This is a genomic window from Vogesella aquatica (assembly GCF_028548455.1).
In the GTDB taxonomy this organism is placed as follows: Bacteria; Pseudomonadota; Gammaproteobacteria; order Burkholderiales; family Chromobacteriaceae; genus Vogesella; species Vogesella aquatica.
Genome location: NZ_JAQQLF010000005.1, coordinates 169,917 through 184,097, shown reverse-complemented (window position 1 = coordinate 184,097; position 14,181 = coordinate 169,917). Strand labels below are relative to the sequence as shown.

Genomic DNA, 14,181 nt, shown 5'->3' with positions numbered 1-14,181 from the left:
CGGCGGCCATTCTAATGCATGGCGGCGCAGCCGGTGAATGGTACGCGGCAGGAAAGGCAGGCATGCGGGTATTGGTACAGCGCGTTACCCAGGCGTCGGTAACGGTAGAGGGCAGCATCACGGGGCAGATCGGCGCCGGCTTGCTGTTGCTGGTGGGGGTGGAGGAGGCCGATACGGCCGCCGACATCGACTGGCTGGTACGCAAGGTCAGCCAGTTGCGCATTTTTAACGACGAGCAGGGTGTGATGAACCGCTCGGTGCTGGACGCAGGGGGCGAAGTGCTGGCGGTGAGCCAGTTCACGCTGTTTGCCAGCTGCAAGAAGGGCAACCGCCCCGGCTACAGCCGCGCCGCGCGGGGCGAGATTTCGCAGCCGATGTTCGACAGCTTTGTGATGGCGATGGCCGCCGCGCTAGGCAAGCCGGTGCCCACTGGCGTGTTTGGCGCCGACATGCAGGTGGCGCTGGTGAACGATGGCCCGGTGACCATCTGGCTGGACAGCAAGGCGCCGGAATAAGCCGGCAGGGCAAGGTTGGCCGCATGCGGCCAACCTATGGATGGGGCGTACAAACGCAAAAAAGCCGCTGACTGTGTCAACGGCTTTTTTAACTGGTGCCCAAGAGAAGACTCGAACTTCCACACCCTTGCGGGCGCTAGGACCTGAACCTAGTGCGTCTACCAATTCCGCCACCTGGGCTAAACCTGATTGTGTGCTGCCGACTGCTATCTGACAAAAAGTGATGGTGCCCAAGAGAAGACTCGAACTTCCACACCCTTGCGGGCGCTAGGACCTGAACCTAGTGCGTCTACCAATTCCGCCACCTGGGCCAAAACCTTGATTGTCAGTTGTCGTGTCAACAGCAAGATAACTTGCTGGTGCCCAAGAGAAGACTCGAACTTCCACACCCTTGCGGGCGCTAGGACCTGAACCTAGTGCGTCTACCAATTCCGCCACCTGGGCACGACAAATTTTTTACCGGTTGAATATCAGCATTGCTGCTGGTGCCCAAGAGAAGACTCGAACTTCCACACCCTTGCGGGCGCTAGGACCTGAACCTAGTGCGTCTACCAATTCCGCCACCTGGGCCAACCGGGTTTTCTACAACAAAGAAGCGAGCATTTGCTGGTGCCCAAGAGAAGACTCGAACTTCCACACCCTTGCGGGCGCTAGGACCTGAACCTAGTGCGTCTACCAATTCCGCCACCTGGGCGCTGCTTTGCTGTATCATCGCTGCTGCTGCTTGTTTAGGGCAGTGCACCGAAGAAGCACGCATTATAATGATCATTTTGAGAGTGTCAATGGCCTCCAATAGAAAAAACAGCAAGAACCAGCCTTTGCGCCTGCAGGACCCGCACCTGAGTCGCGAAAAAACCAAATACGACAATCCCTTACCTAGCCGCGAATTTGTCCTGGAAATCCTCGAAAAAAATGGCGTGCCGATGCACGCAGAGGAACTGGCGGCCGTTTTCCCCATTTACGATCACGAGCTGGACCTGTTCGAGCGCCGCCTGCGCGCCATGGAACGTGCCGGCCAGATCCTGATTAACCGCAAGGGCGAGATCTGCGTGGCGCAGAAGCTCGACCTGATCCCCTGCCGTATCTCCGGCCATCGTGATGGCTACGGTTTTGCCGTGCGCGAAGACGGCGAAGGCGACGATATCTATCTTTCCGAACGCGAAATGCACAAGGTGATGCACGGTGACCGCGTGATGGTCCGTCCGGCCGGTACCGACCGCCGTGGCCGCCCGGAAGGCCGTATTGCCGATGTGATCGAGCGCGCCACCACCCGCCTGATTGCCCGTATCTATAACGAGCGCGGCGTGTGGTTTGCCGTGGCCGAAGACCGCCGCGTGCGCCAGGAGATGATGGTGGAAGCCGGCGGCGACGGCGGCGCCAAGCACGGCCAGGTGGTAATGGTCGATATCGTGGAATACGCCGATGCCCACCGTCAGGCCATCGTGAAGGTCTGTGAAGTACTGGGCGATTACGCCGACCCAGGCATGGAAATCGAAATCGCGCTGCGCAAGCACGACCTGCCGCATATTTTCAGCGATGAAGCCGTGGCCCAGGCCGTGGCTACCTCGCAAAAAGTTGGCAAGAAAGACAGCAAGGACCGCGTAGACCTGCGCGACCTGCCGCTGGTGACCATCGACGGTGAAACCGCGCGCGACTTTGACGACGCGGTATACGCGGAGAAGAGCGGCAAAGGTTTCCGCCTGATCGTGGCCATTGCCGACGTCAGCCACTACGTGCGCCCCGGCGACGCGCTGGACGTGGATGCGCGCACCCGTAGCACCTCGGTGTACTTCCCGCGCCGCGTGATCCCCATGCTGCCGGAAGAGCTGTCCAACGGCATCTGCTCGCTGAACCCGGATGTGGACCGCCTGTGCATGGTGTGCGATATGCAGATCTCGGCGCGCGGCAAGGTGAAAAAGTACCAGTTTTACCCGGCAGTAATGCGCTCGCAAACGCGCTTTACCTATACCCAGGTATGGCAGCTGCTGTCCGAAGGCGGCGAGCACCCGCGCAAACCGCAGCTGGAAACCCTGTACGCCCTGTTCCAGCAGCTGCTGGCGCAGCGCAAGAAACGCGGCGCGGTGGATTTCGATACCGTCGAGACGCAGATGCTGTTCAACGAGCAGGGCAAGATCGACAAGATCGTACCGGTAGTGCGCAACGACGCCCACCGCCTGATCGAAGAATGCATGCTGGCGGCCAACGTGTGCTCGGCCGAGTTCATTCTCAAGCACGAACACAAATGCCTGTTCCGCGTGCACGAAGGCCCGACGCCAGAGAAGCTGGAAAACCTGCGCCGCTTCCTGAATGTCAGCGGCCTGACCCTGGGTGGCGGCGACAAGCCCACCACCAAAGACTACGCCGAGCTGGCCGACCGCGTGCGCGAGCGCCCGGACGCCAGCATGATCCAGACCATGCTGCTGCGCTCCATGCAGCAGGCGGTGTACCAGCCGGAAAACCTGGGCCACTTCGGCCTGTCGTACGAGGCATACACCCACTTTACCTCGCCGATCCGCCGCTACCCCGACCTGCTGGTGCACCGTACCATCAAGGCTATCCTGGCTGGCAAGAAGTACAAGCCGGGCAAGTGGGAAGCCATCGGCGAGCACTGCTCCATGGCCGAGCGCCGCGCCGATGACGCCAGCCGCGACGTGCAATCGTGGCTGAAAACCTACTTCATGCGCGACAAGGTGGGCGAAGTGTTCACCGGCAAGATCAGCGCCGTGGCCGGTTTCGGCATCTTCGTGCTGCTGGATGGCCTGTACGTGGAAGGCATGATCCATATCTCCGAGCTGGGCAAGGATTACTTCCACTTCCACAAAGACCTGCAAGCCATCATCGGCGAGAAGAGCGGCCTGCGTTACCAGCTGGGCGATGCCGTTACCATCAAGGTGATGCGTGCCGACCTGGAAACCGCGCAGGTTGATTTTGCGCTGCTCGATGTTGGCCGCGGCAAGGGCGATGGCGGGCGTGACGGTGGCCGGGATGGTGGTCGCGAACACGATCGCGGCTCGCGTCATCAGAAAAACCGTCGCGACAAGCGTCGCCAGGGTGGTTTCGAGCCGCCACAGAAGGCGCCAGCCAAGCCTGCAGCCGAAGTCAGCGTCAAGCTGGTGCCGGCGGTATTGCCGGTGGCCAGCGAGCCGGCACCGGCCGCCAAACCGTCGTCCCGCAAGCGCAACCGTGGCAAGGGCAATGCGGCCAACAAGCCGGCAGAAGCAGCAGCTGCCAAACCTGTGGTTGCCAAACCGGTAGAAAGCAAGCCAGTTGCAGCCAAGCAGGTAGAGCCTAAGCAGGTAGAGCCCAAGCAGGTTGAAACCAAACCGGTTGCAGCCAAACAGCTTGAAGCCAAGCCGGTCGCGCCGAAGCAGGTCGAGACCACGCCGGCAGCCGCCGACGCGCCGGTCCCGGCCAAGCCACCGCGTGCACCGCGCAAAGCGGCCGCCACCAAGGCACCGGCTAGCAAAGCCGCTACAGCGCAACCTGCGGAGCCGAAGCCGGCTGCCAGCCAGCCGGCAGCGCAAACTGCCGCTCCGGCAGCCGATGCGGCCCCCGCCAAGGCGCCGCGCCGCCGCAAGCCGGCGGCCACTGCTGCGGCCAACCCTGCGCCAGCCAGTGAGGCGCCGGCCAGCCCGGCACCGGCAGCGCCGGCGGCCGATGGCGCGGCACCAAAGCCGCGCAGCCGCCGCAGCCCGCGCCGTTAAGCCTGGCGTAGCAAGCGAAAACAAAACCGCAGCCAGGTGCTGCGGTTTTGTTTTATCCATGGCAATGACTTGTGCATAATGTGGCGTTTGTCATGACGCGCAGACGATGAGCCAAAGGAAAACCGTATGAAAAAACCGTATCTGGCGCTGCTGCTGGCTGCCATGTTCAGTCAACCCGGTTATGCCGCGCTGAAGCCGGACAGCGAAGCAATTGTGGCCATCAAGCTGGACAAGCAGTGCCGCTGGCAGGTGAAAAAGGGGATTGATTGCACCATCACCCAGCAAACCACCGTTCTGAAAGACGCAGGTCGCGAGTTGGGCACTTACACCCTATGGGTAAATGAGGGTGACAAGGTAGATATGCTGGAGGCGTACACTTTGCAGCCGGATGGCCGCAAGCTGGCTGTGCCAAGCCGCGATATCCAGCGCGGCGATGTGCCTGGGCAGAATGGTTTTCAAGGATACCGCTTCATCAAACTGGCGTACCCCGAGGTGGCGGTAGGCAGCACGCTGGTCATCCGTCAGCGCCGGCAAGAAGCCCGGGTGGCGCCTTATACCGATCTGTCGGAACGTTTTGTGGCCACGGCAGATGCCGCCAGGGTCGATCAGTTAAATCTGCGTATCGAGTCGGACAAGCCTTTGCACTGGCGTAGCAAATACACGGAAGGTTTGCTGCAAGTAGCGCAGCAGGATGAGGGCCGCGTGTTTACGGCCAGCCTCACCCAACCTTTGTTTCTGGATACCACCGAAAGTGGCCGCCGCTTCCGCCTCCGGTTGGGGCCGCAGCTGGAAATCAGTACCGAGCCGGATGCTTTGCGTTATCTGGCACCGGTAGCGCAGGCTTTCGATCAGCGCTTGCGCGATGCTTTGCCATCACGCGCACAGTCAACAGTCGATAGCGTCAAGGGGCTGCCGTGGCAGCAGCAGGTGGCTGCCATCCTGCGCGATATCAACGAGCGTATCCGCTACATGGGCGACTGGCGTCTCAACGAGAACGGTCACATCCCGTTTACGCTGGCGCAGATCGAGCAGCGCGGCTTTGGCGACTGCAAAGACATGGCGCTGACACTGGCCGCCATGCTGCGTGCTGCCGGCTTGCAGGCCGAGGTGGCGCTGGTGCGGTCCGATGTGGATAACGCGCCACCGCTGCTGACGCCGTACGGTTATCTGAACCACGCCATCGTACATTTGCAGGTAGACGGCCGCGATTACTGGCTGGACGGCACACAAAAGCTGAATGCGCTGGGTGGGGTCGTGTCGCAGCTGGAGGACCGCCCGGCTTATCTGCTGCGTGATGGCAGCGTGCAGGCAGCCACGATTGCGGCCAACGATCCGGCACTTAACCGCGAGCAGCAGCAGATCGATTACACGCTGGGCGCGGATGGCGAGTGGCGGGTAGGGGGCACGAATGCACTCAGTGGTGTTGTTGCCGGCAAGCAGCTGCTTGCCGGGCTGGAAGATAGCCCGCAGGCGCTGGATCGCGAACTGGCCGATACCTTTACCTATGGCAGCATGAAGCTAAAGGATGCCAAAGTTGTGCGCCCCGAATTGGTGAGGTTGATTGATACCCCGTTCCGATTCAGTGTGAATGCCTCGATGCAGAACTTCTCGCGGCCGCTTGGCCGTTTCAGGCTGGTGGATATGCGCCTGCTGGATCAACGCTTGGCGGCGCTGCGCGAGTACCAGGCCAAGGCTGGCGTCAGCGATTATCTGCTGGAAACCGGTGGCTGGGATGTTACGGTACGTTTGCATGGCGTGCGTGTGGTCGCCGAGCCGGAGCGCTGCAAGGTCGACTCGCCATGGCTGGATTTTTACATCGAGCCGGTGAAGGTTGCCGACGGCGTGGGGCTGCGTCAGCAGGGGCTGCGCAAACGGCTGTGGGTGACGGCAGAGGAGCTGGCCAGCCCGGCGTTTGCCCGGGTGCTGGACGAGCTGGAGCAGTGCGACGCGCAGTCGCAAATCCTGCTGCAGAAATAAGCCGGCCTGCAAGACACGCGGCCAAGCTGTTGCCAGCTTGGCCGCTGTTTTATGTCCGTCAGCAAGCGCCACTGCTTGTTGTGTTACCGCGCTTGCTGGCTGCGGCCAACGCTTAGAAGCTCACCAGCGTCAGCACACCTACCACGGCAAAGATACCGGCAGCGATCTTGTGCACCAGTTCCACCGGCAACTTGCGCGCGGCGACCTCGCCCAGCAGCACTGCCGGTACGTTGGCAATCATCATGCCCATGGTGGTGCCCATCACCACGCCGATGGTGGCGTCCATATAGCGCGCCGACAGCGCCACGGTAGCGATCTGGGTCTTGTCGCCCATCTCGGCCAGGAAGAAGGCGATACAGGTAGCGCCGAACACGCCAAAGCGCTCGAACAGATTGGTTTCGTCGTCCAGCTTGTCCGGGATCAGCATCCATGCGGCCATGGCGATGAACGAGATGCCCAGTACCCAGCGCAGAATGTTCATGTCGACAAAACCGGTGGCCACGTGGCCCAGCCAGGCGGCAGCGGCGTGGTTGAATACGGTAGCGACAAAAATGCCCAGAATGATGGGGACGGGTTTCTTGAAGCGGGCGGCCAGTAGCAGGGCCAGTAGCTGGGTTTTATCGCCGATTTCGGCCAGGGCAACAATGCCGGTAGACAGGAAAAACGCTTCCATGAAGACTCCGAGGGGGCTGCGCACGAAACATGACCCACCATGGCGCAGCCCCCGCTGTGCATGGCGAATCATGAGTCTTGCCAAACGCGTGTCGCTGGCGCCATGGCCGAACGGCCAAGTGTGTTGACGCAAGCCCCTGCTGTCTCGCAGGGCGGCTACTCCCTCAGGAAGCCGGCATGATACCCAGCACGCGCTTTTTCGGCAAGCTTGCCTGTGGCGGCCGGGGCGGGCAGGCGTAAAAAAACCGGCAGCGCAGGCTGCCGGTTTTCATGAAAGCGCGGTAAATCAGGCGCGTTTCTTGAATTCGTTGGTGCGGGTGTCGATCTCGATCAGGTTGCCGATTTCCACGAAGGCCGGAACCGGGATCTCCATGGTGGTGCCTTTGATACGTGCCGGCTTCAGTACTTTACCGGAGGTGTCGCCACGTACGGCTGGCTCGGTGTATTCCACTTCGCGTACCACGGTGGTCGGCAGCTCTACGGAGATGGCCTTGCCGTTGTAGAAGGTCACTTCGCACTTGTCTTCCATGCCATCGATGATGTAGCCGATGGTGTCGCCCAGGTTTTCGGATTCAACTTCGTACTGGTTGAATTCTTCGTCCATGAACACGTACATCGGGTCGGCAAAGTAGGAGTAGGTGCACTCGCGCTTTTCCAGAACAACTACGTCGAACTTGTCGTCGGCTTTGTACACGGTTTCGGTACCGGCGCCGGTCAGCAGGTTCTTCATCTTCATTTTTACAACGGAAGCGTTACGGCCGGATTTGGAGAATTCGGCTTTCTGCACCACCATCGGGTCGTTGCCAACCATGAATACGTTACCAGCGCGGAGTTCCTGTGCGGTTTTCATGCTTATAAAGTCCTAATGTCTTGAATTGGAATGGAAACGGATTTCCAGAAAACCCGCTATTGTAGCCTGATTTCGGCAAATTGCACTAGCCGCTGCGCCAGGCTGCCGCCGGCCAGAATTTGCCCCGGCCAGGCGGCGGCATGCAGCTGCCATGCTGGCCACTGCGCCTGCAAGGCTGGCCAGGCGGTGCCGCTTAGCCGGTTATGGTTCCATTGCAGCATGAAATCTTGCACAGCCGTAGCCAGCGCGGGCGGCATGGCGTGGCAGTAGTGCTGCAAAAAGGCATTCAGCTTGTCGATATGCGCGTCGTCGTCCTGGCGGTAGATGTGCCAGGCAAACGGACGGCCGGCCCATTGCGCGCGCAGGAAGCTGTCTTCGCCGCGCACAATATTGAAATCGCAGCTCCACAGCAGGCGGTCGTAGCCGCGCTGGTCGCTCATCGGCAGCAGGTACAGCGCCAGTTGGCCGCACTGATGGTGCTGGCCGGCGGCGGCATCTGCTGGCAAGTCCAGCGCGTGCAGCACGTCCGGCACCACCTTGCCCATCGGTAGCAGCAGCTGCACCGGCTGGCTGCCGGCGGCCAGCTGCTGCACCCACTGCGCTGCCGCCGGGCTGTCGTAGGCAAACAGGCTGTAGCGCACGCCACCTGGCGGGCAGGGCGGTACGCCGCGCGCTAGCCAGTAGGCGCGTTGTGCCGCGGTGTCTGCTTGCCACGCGTCGCGCTCGGCCAGCAAGGCTTGCTCGCACAACAGGCCGCCGGTACGCGCGGTAAAGCCGGGGAAGAAAAAGTACTTTTGCAGCGGCAGGCGCGGGTGCGGCGACGGCAGACCGTGGCAGCCTTCCACCCAGTCTTCGGCGGACAGGTATTCCAGGTTCAGCCACAGCGGCGGCTTGGCTTTTGCCGCCATCGCGTGCTGATAGCTGTCCGGCAGCTCGCAGGCAAACGCTTCGATTACCACCTCGCCGACGGCGGCGTCAGCCGGCAGGGTGTCCGCCCAGTGCCGCACCTCGATGCCGTCCAGCCACTGGCGGGCCAGCGCCACGTCCAGCGCCGGCGCGATGCGGGCAAAGCTGGCCAGGTCGTCCACCCACAGCGTCAGCTGCCAGCCGTGTTCGTGCACCAGTTGGCGCGCCAGACGCCAGCACACGCCGATATCGCCGTAGTTATCGATGACGCGACAGAACAGGGAGCAATGCATGGCAGGTACCGGCTGGGTGACAGGGCGCCAGTATAGCGGGCTGCTGCCGGCGTTGCAGCGCGCAGCAGCCTGGCTGCGCCGCCATATAATGAGCAGATGAAACGCCTGCTTATCCTGTGGCTGCTTGGCCACGCCGCCCATGCCGCACCGCCGGTCGCCGCGCTTGCCGAGGCGCTGGCCGCGCGCCTGCTGCCGGTGGCCCCGGTGGCGTCGGTACCGCTGGCTGCCTTGCAGGCCTTGCCGGAGGCGCTGCTGCAGCCGCGCAGCCTGCAGCCGGCGTGGGGCGATTATCCGCTAATGGCCTTACGCCAGCTGGCGCACTACCAGCAGCAGTGCCAGGGTAGCCTGGGCGCGGTGCCGGCGGCGTGGCAGCAGTTCGCCCGTGCCTATTGCCGCGGCCAACCTTTAGCTGCTGCCTGGTGGGTAGCGCACCCGGTCCATCCCTTGGGCGGCAGTAGTGCCGGCGTGTGGCGCCAGCGTTGGCCGCAAGGCGCACCGGCTGCCGGCCTGCATCTACGCGAGCGTAGCGACGCGCTGGCGCCGTTGGCCGCGCTGCCCGACGATAAGCTTGACGCGCTGCTGGCCGGCGAGCGCTGGCTGCGGCAAGACGACAGCCTGTGGTGGCTGCACGATGGCCACTGGCGGCAGTACCGTGCCGTGCAGTGGCAGCCGCTGCTGGCCGAGCTGGGCTGGCAGTGGGCGCCCGAGGGCAGCGCCGTGTGCCAGGCGCGGCTGGGGCGCGATTGCCTGCAGCCGCTGCCAGCCAGCCCGTGGCCGTGGCGCTTGCTGGCCGGGCTGCTGGTGTTGGCCGCAGCGGGTAGCCTGCTGTGGCTGGCTTGGCAGCGCCGCCGCCTGGAGCGCGAACGCCGCCGCGCCTTGCAATTGCTGACCCACGAGCTGCGCACGCCCATCACCGGCCTGGCCGGTGTGGTAGAGCAGCTGCGCAGCCAGTTCGACCTGCTACCGCCTGCCGCACAGCACAGCTTCGGCCAGCTGGCTGGCGGTGTGGCACGTTTGCGCCAGCTGGCAGAGGCCAGCCGCCACTATCTGGGTGCCGGCCATTTCGCACAGGCACTGCAGCCGGTGCCGCTGGCCGACTGGCTGGACGGCGTGGCCGAGCGCCACCAGTGCCACTACTGCCTGCAGCAGGATGTGACCCTGCTGCTCACCCCGTACTGGCTGACGCTGTGCCTGGACAACCTGCTGGCCAACGCCCGCCGCCACGGCCGCGCGCCATGGCGGCTGCACGCCGCCTGGGATGGCCGCGTGCTGAGCTTGCACGTTACCGACGCCGGCCGCCTGCCGCATTACCGCCTGCACCGCCTGCTGCGGCGCGGCAGCGCCGGCGACGGCATGGGCCTGGGGCTGGGCATCGTCGCCGACGCCATGCGCCGCATGGGCGGCCGGCTGCGGCTGTCCGGCCCGCCCACCACCTTCACCCTTTGCCTGCCGGCGCGGCAGGCCGAAAGCGCACCATGAGTACCCTGTTGTTGATCGAGGACGACCCGCTGCTGGGCGACAGCCTGCAGCGCTACCTGCAAGCCGAAGGCTACACCTGCCTGTGGCAGGCCGCTGTCGACGGCGTGGCCGCCTGCTGGCACCAGGCCGACCTGGTGATTCTGGATCGCAGCCTGCCTGATGGCGACAGCCTGCGCCACCTGCCGGGCTGGCTGGCGCGCAAGGCGTTGCCGGTGATCGTGCTGACCGCCCGTGTCGAGGTGGCCGACCGCATAGCCGGCCTGGACGCCGGCGCCCGCGACTACCTGAGCAAACCGTTTGCCCATCAGGAGTTGCTGGCGCGCATTCGTGCCCAGCTGCGCCAGCTGGGCGACGGCAGCCTGCAGGTAGGCGCCTTGCAGCTGTACCCCGCGCGGCAGGCCGCCAGCTGGCAGGGGCAGGCGGTGGCGCTGTCGCCTACCGAGTTTGCGCTGCTGGCCACGCTGGCGCGCATGGTGGGCCGCGTGATGAGCCGCGACGAGCTGCTGAACCAGGTGTGGGGCTACGACCACTTTCCCAGCACGCGCACCGTGGACACCCACATCCTGCAGCTGCGGCAGAAGCTGCCCGGCATCACCATCGAGACGCTGCGCGGCGTCGGTTACCGGCTGCACGCGGCATGAAGCGCCTGCTGCTGATCATGCTGGCCGCGCCATGCCTGGCGGCCACGCCGCTGGACGCCGTCAACCGTGCACTGCTTGGCGGTGATGCCGCGGCGGCGTGGCAGGCGTTGGCCGCCAGTTGGCCGCAGCTGGCCAGCCAGGCGCAGCGCGATAGCTGGCAGGCCGCACTCGCAGCGCTGGCCGCCGAGCACTGCGGCAAGGACGCGCCCGTGCAGCTGCCGCCGTGGCAGCCGGCGCTGACGCTGGAGCTGGCGCAGCGCGACATGCCGCTGGCGCGCAGCTATCGCGTGACCGTTAGCGGCGAAGGCGACGCCCGCAGCGCGCAGCTGCTGGACGATAGCGGCAGCAATCTGCTGGCCGGCGCCCGTTACGAGGCCGAAGGCGGCCGCCGCTTCCGACTCACCGGGCCCGACCTGGCCGCGCCGCTGGCCGGCGGCCGCTACCGCCTGCTGCTGCAGGCGGGCCAGCGGCAGTGGCAGGCGCAGCTATTGTTGCCGCCTGCGGCCAACCTGGGCTGGTTGGCGCGGCAGCCGCTGGGTGTGGCCCGCGTACCGCCGCCACGCGCCGCCTGCCCGGCGCCGTGGCTGGAGCAGTCGCTGCTGCGGCGCAGCGATTTTGCGCTGCAGTGGTGGCAGCGGCGCGAGCCCGGCCAGGCGCTACGCTGGCCCGCGGCCAACGGCGAGCAATGGCAAAGCCTGGCGCTGGTGCAGGCAGAGGCGCGTGGTGCGCTGGTGTTGCGCGTGGTGCAGCGCCAGGTGGGGCCACGCTAGGCGGCTGCTATCAGCCCGTCACGGTGTTGTCACGTGTTTGTCGCACACTGGCCGCTGCCGCGGTGGGCGCGGTCAGGCGAGGGCAGCAGCATGGGGGCGGTAGCGGCAACAGCAGGTTTTGATGCAGAACAGGTGGGCTTGATTTGTGCCTACCGCTTTGCCCCGCAGCAGGCCGGCTGCGCGCTGGACGTGGCCGCCTTGCAGCAGCAGTTGGCCGCCGGCCTGCCCGCGGGCCACTTTGTCTGGCTACACCTGAACCTGTCGCACAGCGGCTGCCAGCGCTGGCTGCGTACCAGCCTGCCGGCCCTGCCGCAGGCCTTTTACGAGCAGCTGGGCGCAGGCACCGGCTCCACACGGCTGGAGCACGTGGACGAAGCGCTGCTGGCGGTGATCAACGATGTCACCTTCGAGTTCGACCGCAGCGTCACCGACGTGGCCTCCATGTGGGCCTGCGCCACGCCACAGGTGCTGGTGAGCGCGCGGCTCAAACCGCTGCGTGCCATCGACCAGCTGCGCGCGTCGGTCAAGCGGGGGGCGGCTTTTGCCTCGCCGCTGGGCCTTCTGGTGCACCTGCTGCAAGACCAGGCCGATATCCTGATCCGCATCGTGCGCGACACCACCGCCAGCGTGGACGCGCTGGAAGACAGCCTGCTGGCGCACCGCCTGGGCGACCGCCGTGCCGAGCTGGCCGCGCTGCGCCGCATGCTGGTGCGGCTGCAACGACTGCTGGCGCCGGAGCCGGGCTCGGTGTTCCGCCTGCTGAACAAGCCGCCGGCCTGGGTAAACGACGACGATCTGCAAGACCTGCGCGAATCCACCGAAGAATTTTCGCTGGTGCTGGGCGACCTGGTGTCGCTGGTAGAGCGCATCAAGCTGCTGCAGGAAGAGCTGGCCGCCATGCTGAACGAGCAGACCAACCGCACGCTGTTCACGCTGACGCTGGTCACCGTGCTGGCGCTGCCCATCAATATGGTGGCTGGTTTCTTTGGCATGAACGTCGGCGGCATTCCGTTTGCGGCCAACCCGCACGGCTTCTGGCTGCTGGTGGCGCTGGTGGCCGGCTTTACGCTGCTGGTGGGGCGCTGGGCGTTCCGCTGGCGCGAGCGGTTCTGACATTCGCCTGACACAGTAGCCCCGCCGCTGCGCTGTAATGACGCCATCTGATACACGGAGTAAACGATGGCTTTTCCTCTTCGCCTGTGCCTGGCTGGCGCACTGCTGGCGGCCAACCTGGCCCACGCCGCCGACCTGATTACTTTCTGGGACGCGCGCCCGCGCCACGGCGTCAACATCATGAACCGGCAAGTGCCCGACGCCGCGCTGTACCGCGCCGCCCGTACCCAGGGCGTGGAGTGGGTGCGGCTGGCCTACGACAAATGGCAGCCGGCGCAGCGCGACTTCCTGATCGGCAACGCCGACCGCTACCAGGGCCTGGTGGCCGCCGACCTCGCCACCCTGCGCGCCACCCTGGACGCCGCCCACGCTGCCGGCATCAAGGTGGTGATCGCCCCGCTGAGCCTGCCCGGCATGCGCTGGCGGCAGAACAACGACAACCGTTTTGACGGCCGCCTGTGGCAAGACAAGCGCTACTGGCAGCAAAGCGCCGACTTCTGGCGTGACCTGGCGCAGCAGCTGAAAGACCACCCGGCGGTAGCCGCCTACAACCTGGTGAACGAGCCGGCGCCGGAAAAAGGCAGCGACGTGGCCGAGGACGCCAGCCTGCCGGCGCTGCAAGCCTGGTACCGCCGCGAGCAAGGCGGCGCGCGCGACTTGCCGGCGTTCTACCGCCAGCTCACCGCCGCCATCCGCAGCGTGGACGCCAAAACACCGATCATGCTGGACGGTAGCTGGTACGCCAGCGCCCGTGGCGGCCTGGCCTACTGGCCGCAGCCCAGCGCCGATAGCCGCACGCTGTACGCCTACCACATGTACGAGCCCTACGCCTGGAGTAACCCGAAGAACCACAAACAGGCCACGCCGTGGCGCTACCCCGGCGTGGTAGCCGGCCAGCGTTGGGATAAAGATGCCGTTGCCGCCTGGCTGGCGCCGGCACACGACTGGGCGCGGGCGCACCGTATTCCGGCCAGCCGCATGGTGGCCGCCGAGTTCGGTTGCCACCGCCGCAGCCCGGGTTGCGCGGCGTATCTGGAAGACGTGTTGCAGGTAGTGGAAGGGCAGGGCGCGCACTGGGCGGTGTACGCCTGGCGTGAGGACGCCTACGACGGCTACGACTACGAGCTGGGCGACAAAGCGCTGCCGTGGCAGTACTGGCAGGCGCAAGAGCAGGGCAAGCCCTACGAGCTCAAGCGCGCCAACACCGTGCAATGGCAGCCGGTGGCACGCCGGCTGGCGGCGACGCGGCCGTAAAACGCTC

At 65.0% G+C, this 14,181-nt stretch carries 10 protein-coding genes, 5 tRNA genes, 1 pseudogene and 1 riboswitch; of the genes and pseudogenes, 8 read left to right on the top strand and 8 right to left on the bottom strand.

Annotation, left to right across the window (positions count from 1 at the left end; translation table 11 throughout):
• Positions 1-62: 62 nt before the first annotated feature.
• Positions 63-515 (top strand): D-aminoacyl-tRNA deacylase, encoded by a 453-nt coding sequence (gene dtd / locus PQU95_RS04990; protein ID WP_272750963.1) that lies wholly within the window; start codon positions 63-65, stop codon positions 513-515.
• A gap of 93 nt (positions 516-608) precedes the next feature.
• Here the strand turns inward: dtd and PQU95_RS04985 are convergent.
• The 5 genes from PQU95_RS04985 to PQU95_RS04965 all read right to left on the bottom strand — a co-directional run bounded on the left by PQU95_RS04985 (position 609) and on the right by PQU95_RS04965 (position 1,209).
• Positions 609-695 (bottom strand) — tRNA-Leu (locus PQU95_RS04985).
• A gap of 44 nt (positions 696-739) precedes the next feature.
• A tRNA-Leu gene (locus PQU95_RS04980) sits at positions 740-826 on the bottom strand.
• Between the two features lie 46 nt (positions 827-872).
• Positions 873-959, bottom strand: a tRNA-Leu gene (locus PQU95_RS04975).
• A gap of 39 nt (positions 960-998) precedes the next feature.
• Positions 999-1,085 (bottom strand) — tRNA-Leu (locus PQU95_RS04970).
• Positions 1,086-1,122: 37 nt separating this feature from the next.
• Positions 1,123-1,209, bottom strand: a tRNA-Leu gene (locus PQU95_RS04965).
• A gap of 88 nt (positions 1,210-1,297) precedes the next feature.
• Here PQU95_RS04965 and rnr point away from each other — a divergent pair.
• Both rnr and PQU95_RS04955 read left to right on the top strand, forming a co-directional pair.
• Positions 1,298-3,454, top strand: a pseudogene (gene rnr, locus PQU95_RS04960) (ribonuclease R); the annotation flags it as partial.
• A gap of 891 nt (positions 3,455-4,345) precedes the next feature.
• Positions 4,346-6,196, top strand: a complete 1,851-nt coding sequence (locus PQU95_RS04955; protein WP_272750962.1) for a DUF3857 domain-containing protein — start codon at positions 4,346-4,348, stop codon at positions 6,194-6,196.
• Positions 6,197-6,308: 112 nt separating this feature from the next.
• On the opposite strand, the gene PQU95_RS04950 is transcribed toward PQU95_RS04955, so the two are convergent.
• The 3 genes from PQU95_RS04950 to earP form a co-directional block, all read right to left on the bottom strand.
• A complete protein-coding gene (locus PQU95_RS04950) occupies positions 6,309-6,869 on the bottom strand; it encodes a TMEM165/GDT1 family protein (protein WP_272750961.1) in 561 nt (186 codons plus the stop codon).
• Positions 6,870-6,871: 2 nt separating this feature from the next.
• Positions 6,872-7,037: riboswitch (yybP-ykoY riboswitch) on the bottom strand.
• Positions 7,038-7,154: 117 nt separating this feature from the next.
• Positions 7,155-7,718 carry an elongation factor P gene (efp, locus tag PQU95_RS04945; RefSeq protein ID WP_147692769.1) on the bottom strand — a complete coding sequence of 188 codons (564 nt, stop codon included), beginning with the start codon at positions 7,716-7,718 and terminating at the stop codon, positions 7,155-7,157.
• Positions 7,719-7,774: 56 nt separating this feature from the next.
• Complete coding sequence (gene earP / locus PQU95_RS04940) at positions 7,775-8,917, bottom strand: elongation factor P maturation arginine rhamnosyltransferase EarP (protein WP_272750960.1); 1,143 nt, start codon at positions 8,915-8,917, stop codon at positions 7,775-7,777.
• Positions 8,918-9,013: 96 nt separating this feature from the next.
• Between earP and PQU95_RS04935 the strand changes: the two genes are divergently transcribed.
• From PQU95_RS04935 to PQU95_RS04915, 5 genes are all read left to right on the top strand, one after another.
• Complete coding sequence (locus tag PQU95_RS04935; RefSeq protein WP_272750959.1) at positions 9,014-10,396, top strand: ATP-binding protein; 1,383 nt, start codon at positions 9,014-9,016, stop codon at positions 10,394-10,396.
• Positions 10,393-11,037 carry a response regulator transcription factor gene (locus PQU95_RS04930; RefSeq protein WP_272750958.1) on the top strand — a complete coding sequence of 215 codons (645 nt, stop codon included), beginning with the start codon at positions 10,393-10,395 and terminating at the stop codon, positions 11,035-11,037. Before PQU95_RS04935 ends, PQU95_RS04930 begins: the two co-directional genes overlap by 4 nt.
• The gene (locus PQU95_RS04925; protein WP_272750957.1) at positions 11,034-11,807 is read left to right on the top strand and encodes a DUF2861 family protein; all 774 of its coding nucleotides are present in this window, start codon (positions 11,034-11,036) and stop codon (positions 11,805-11,807) included. The genes PQU95_RS04930 and PQU95_RS04925 overlap by 4 nt, the downstream gene beginning before the upstream one ends.
• A gap of 132 nt (positions 11,808-11,939) precedes the next feature.
• A complete protein-coding gene (locus PQU95_RS04920) occupies positions 11,940-12,920 on the top strand; it encodes a transporter (protein ID WP_272750956.1) in 981 nt (326 codons plus the stop codon).
• 66 nt (positions 12,921-12,986) lie between these two features.
• Positions 12,987-14,174: a glycoside hydrolase family 5 protein gene (locus PQU95_RS04915; RefSeq protein WP_272750955.1), complete on the top strand. Its 1,188-nt coding sequence runs from the start codon at positions 12,987-12,989 to the stop codon at positions 14,172-14,174.
• Positions 14,175-14,181 lie beyond the last annotated feature (7 nt).

What these genes read in the sequence shown, in the direction of transcription:
- dtd (WP_272750963.1), top strand. Translation starts at nt 63, where the DNA reads ATGCGGGTATTGGTACAGCGCGTTACCCAGGCGTCGGTAACGGTAGAG.
- PQU95_RS04955 (WP_272750962.1), top strand. Translation starts at nt 4,346, where the DNA reads ATGAAAAAACCGTATCTGGCGCTGCTGCTGGCTGCCATGTTCAGTCAA.
- PQU95_RS04950 (WP_272750961.1), bottom strand. Translation starts at nt 6,869, where the DNA reads ATGGAAGCGTTTTTCCTGTCTACCGGCATTGTTGCCCTGGCCGAAATC.
- efp (WP_147692769.1), bottom strand. Translation starts at nt 7,718, where the DNA reads ATGAAAACCGCACAGGAACTCCGCGCTGGTAACGTATTCATGGTTGGC.
- earP (WP_272750960.1), bottom strand. Translation starts at nt 8,917, where the DNA reads ATGCATTGCTCCCTGTTCTGTCGCGTCATCGATAACTACGGCGATATC.
- PQU95_RS04935 (WP_272750959.1), top strand. Translation starts at nt 9,014, where the DNA reads ATGAAACGCCTGCTTATCCTGTGGCTGCTTGGCCACGCCGCCCATGCC.
- PQU95_RS04930 (WP_272750958.1), top strand. Translation starts at nt 10,393, where the DNA reads ATGAGTACCCTGTTGTTGATCGAGGACGACCCGCTGCTGGGCGACAGC.
- PQU95_RS04925 (WP_272750957.1), top strand. Translation starts at nt 11,034, where the DNA reads ATGAAGCGCCTGCTGCTGATCATGCTGGCCGCGCCATGCCTGGCGGCC.
- PQU95_RS04915 (WP_272750955.1), top strand. Translation starts at nt 12,987, where the DNA reads ATGGCTTTTCCTCTTCGCCTGTGCCTGGCTGGCGCACTGCTGGCGGCC.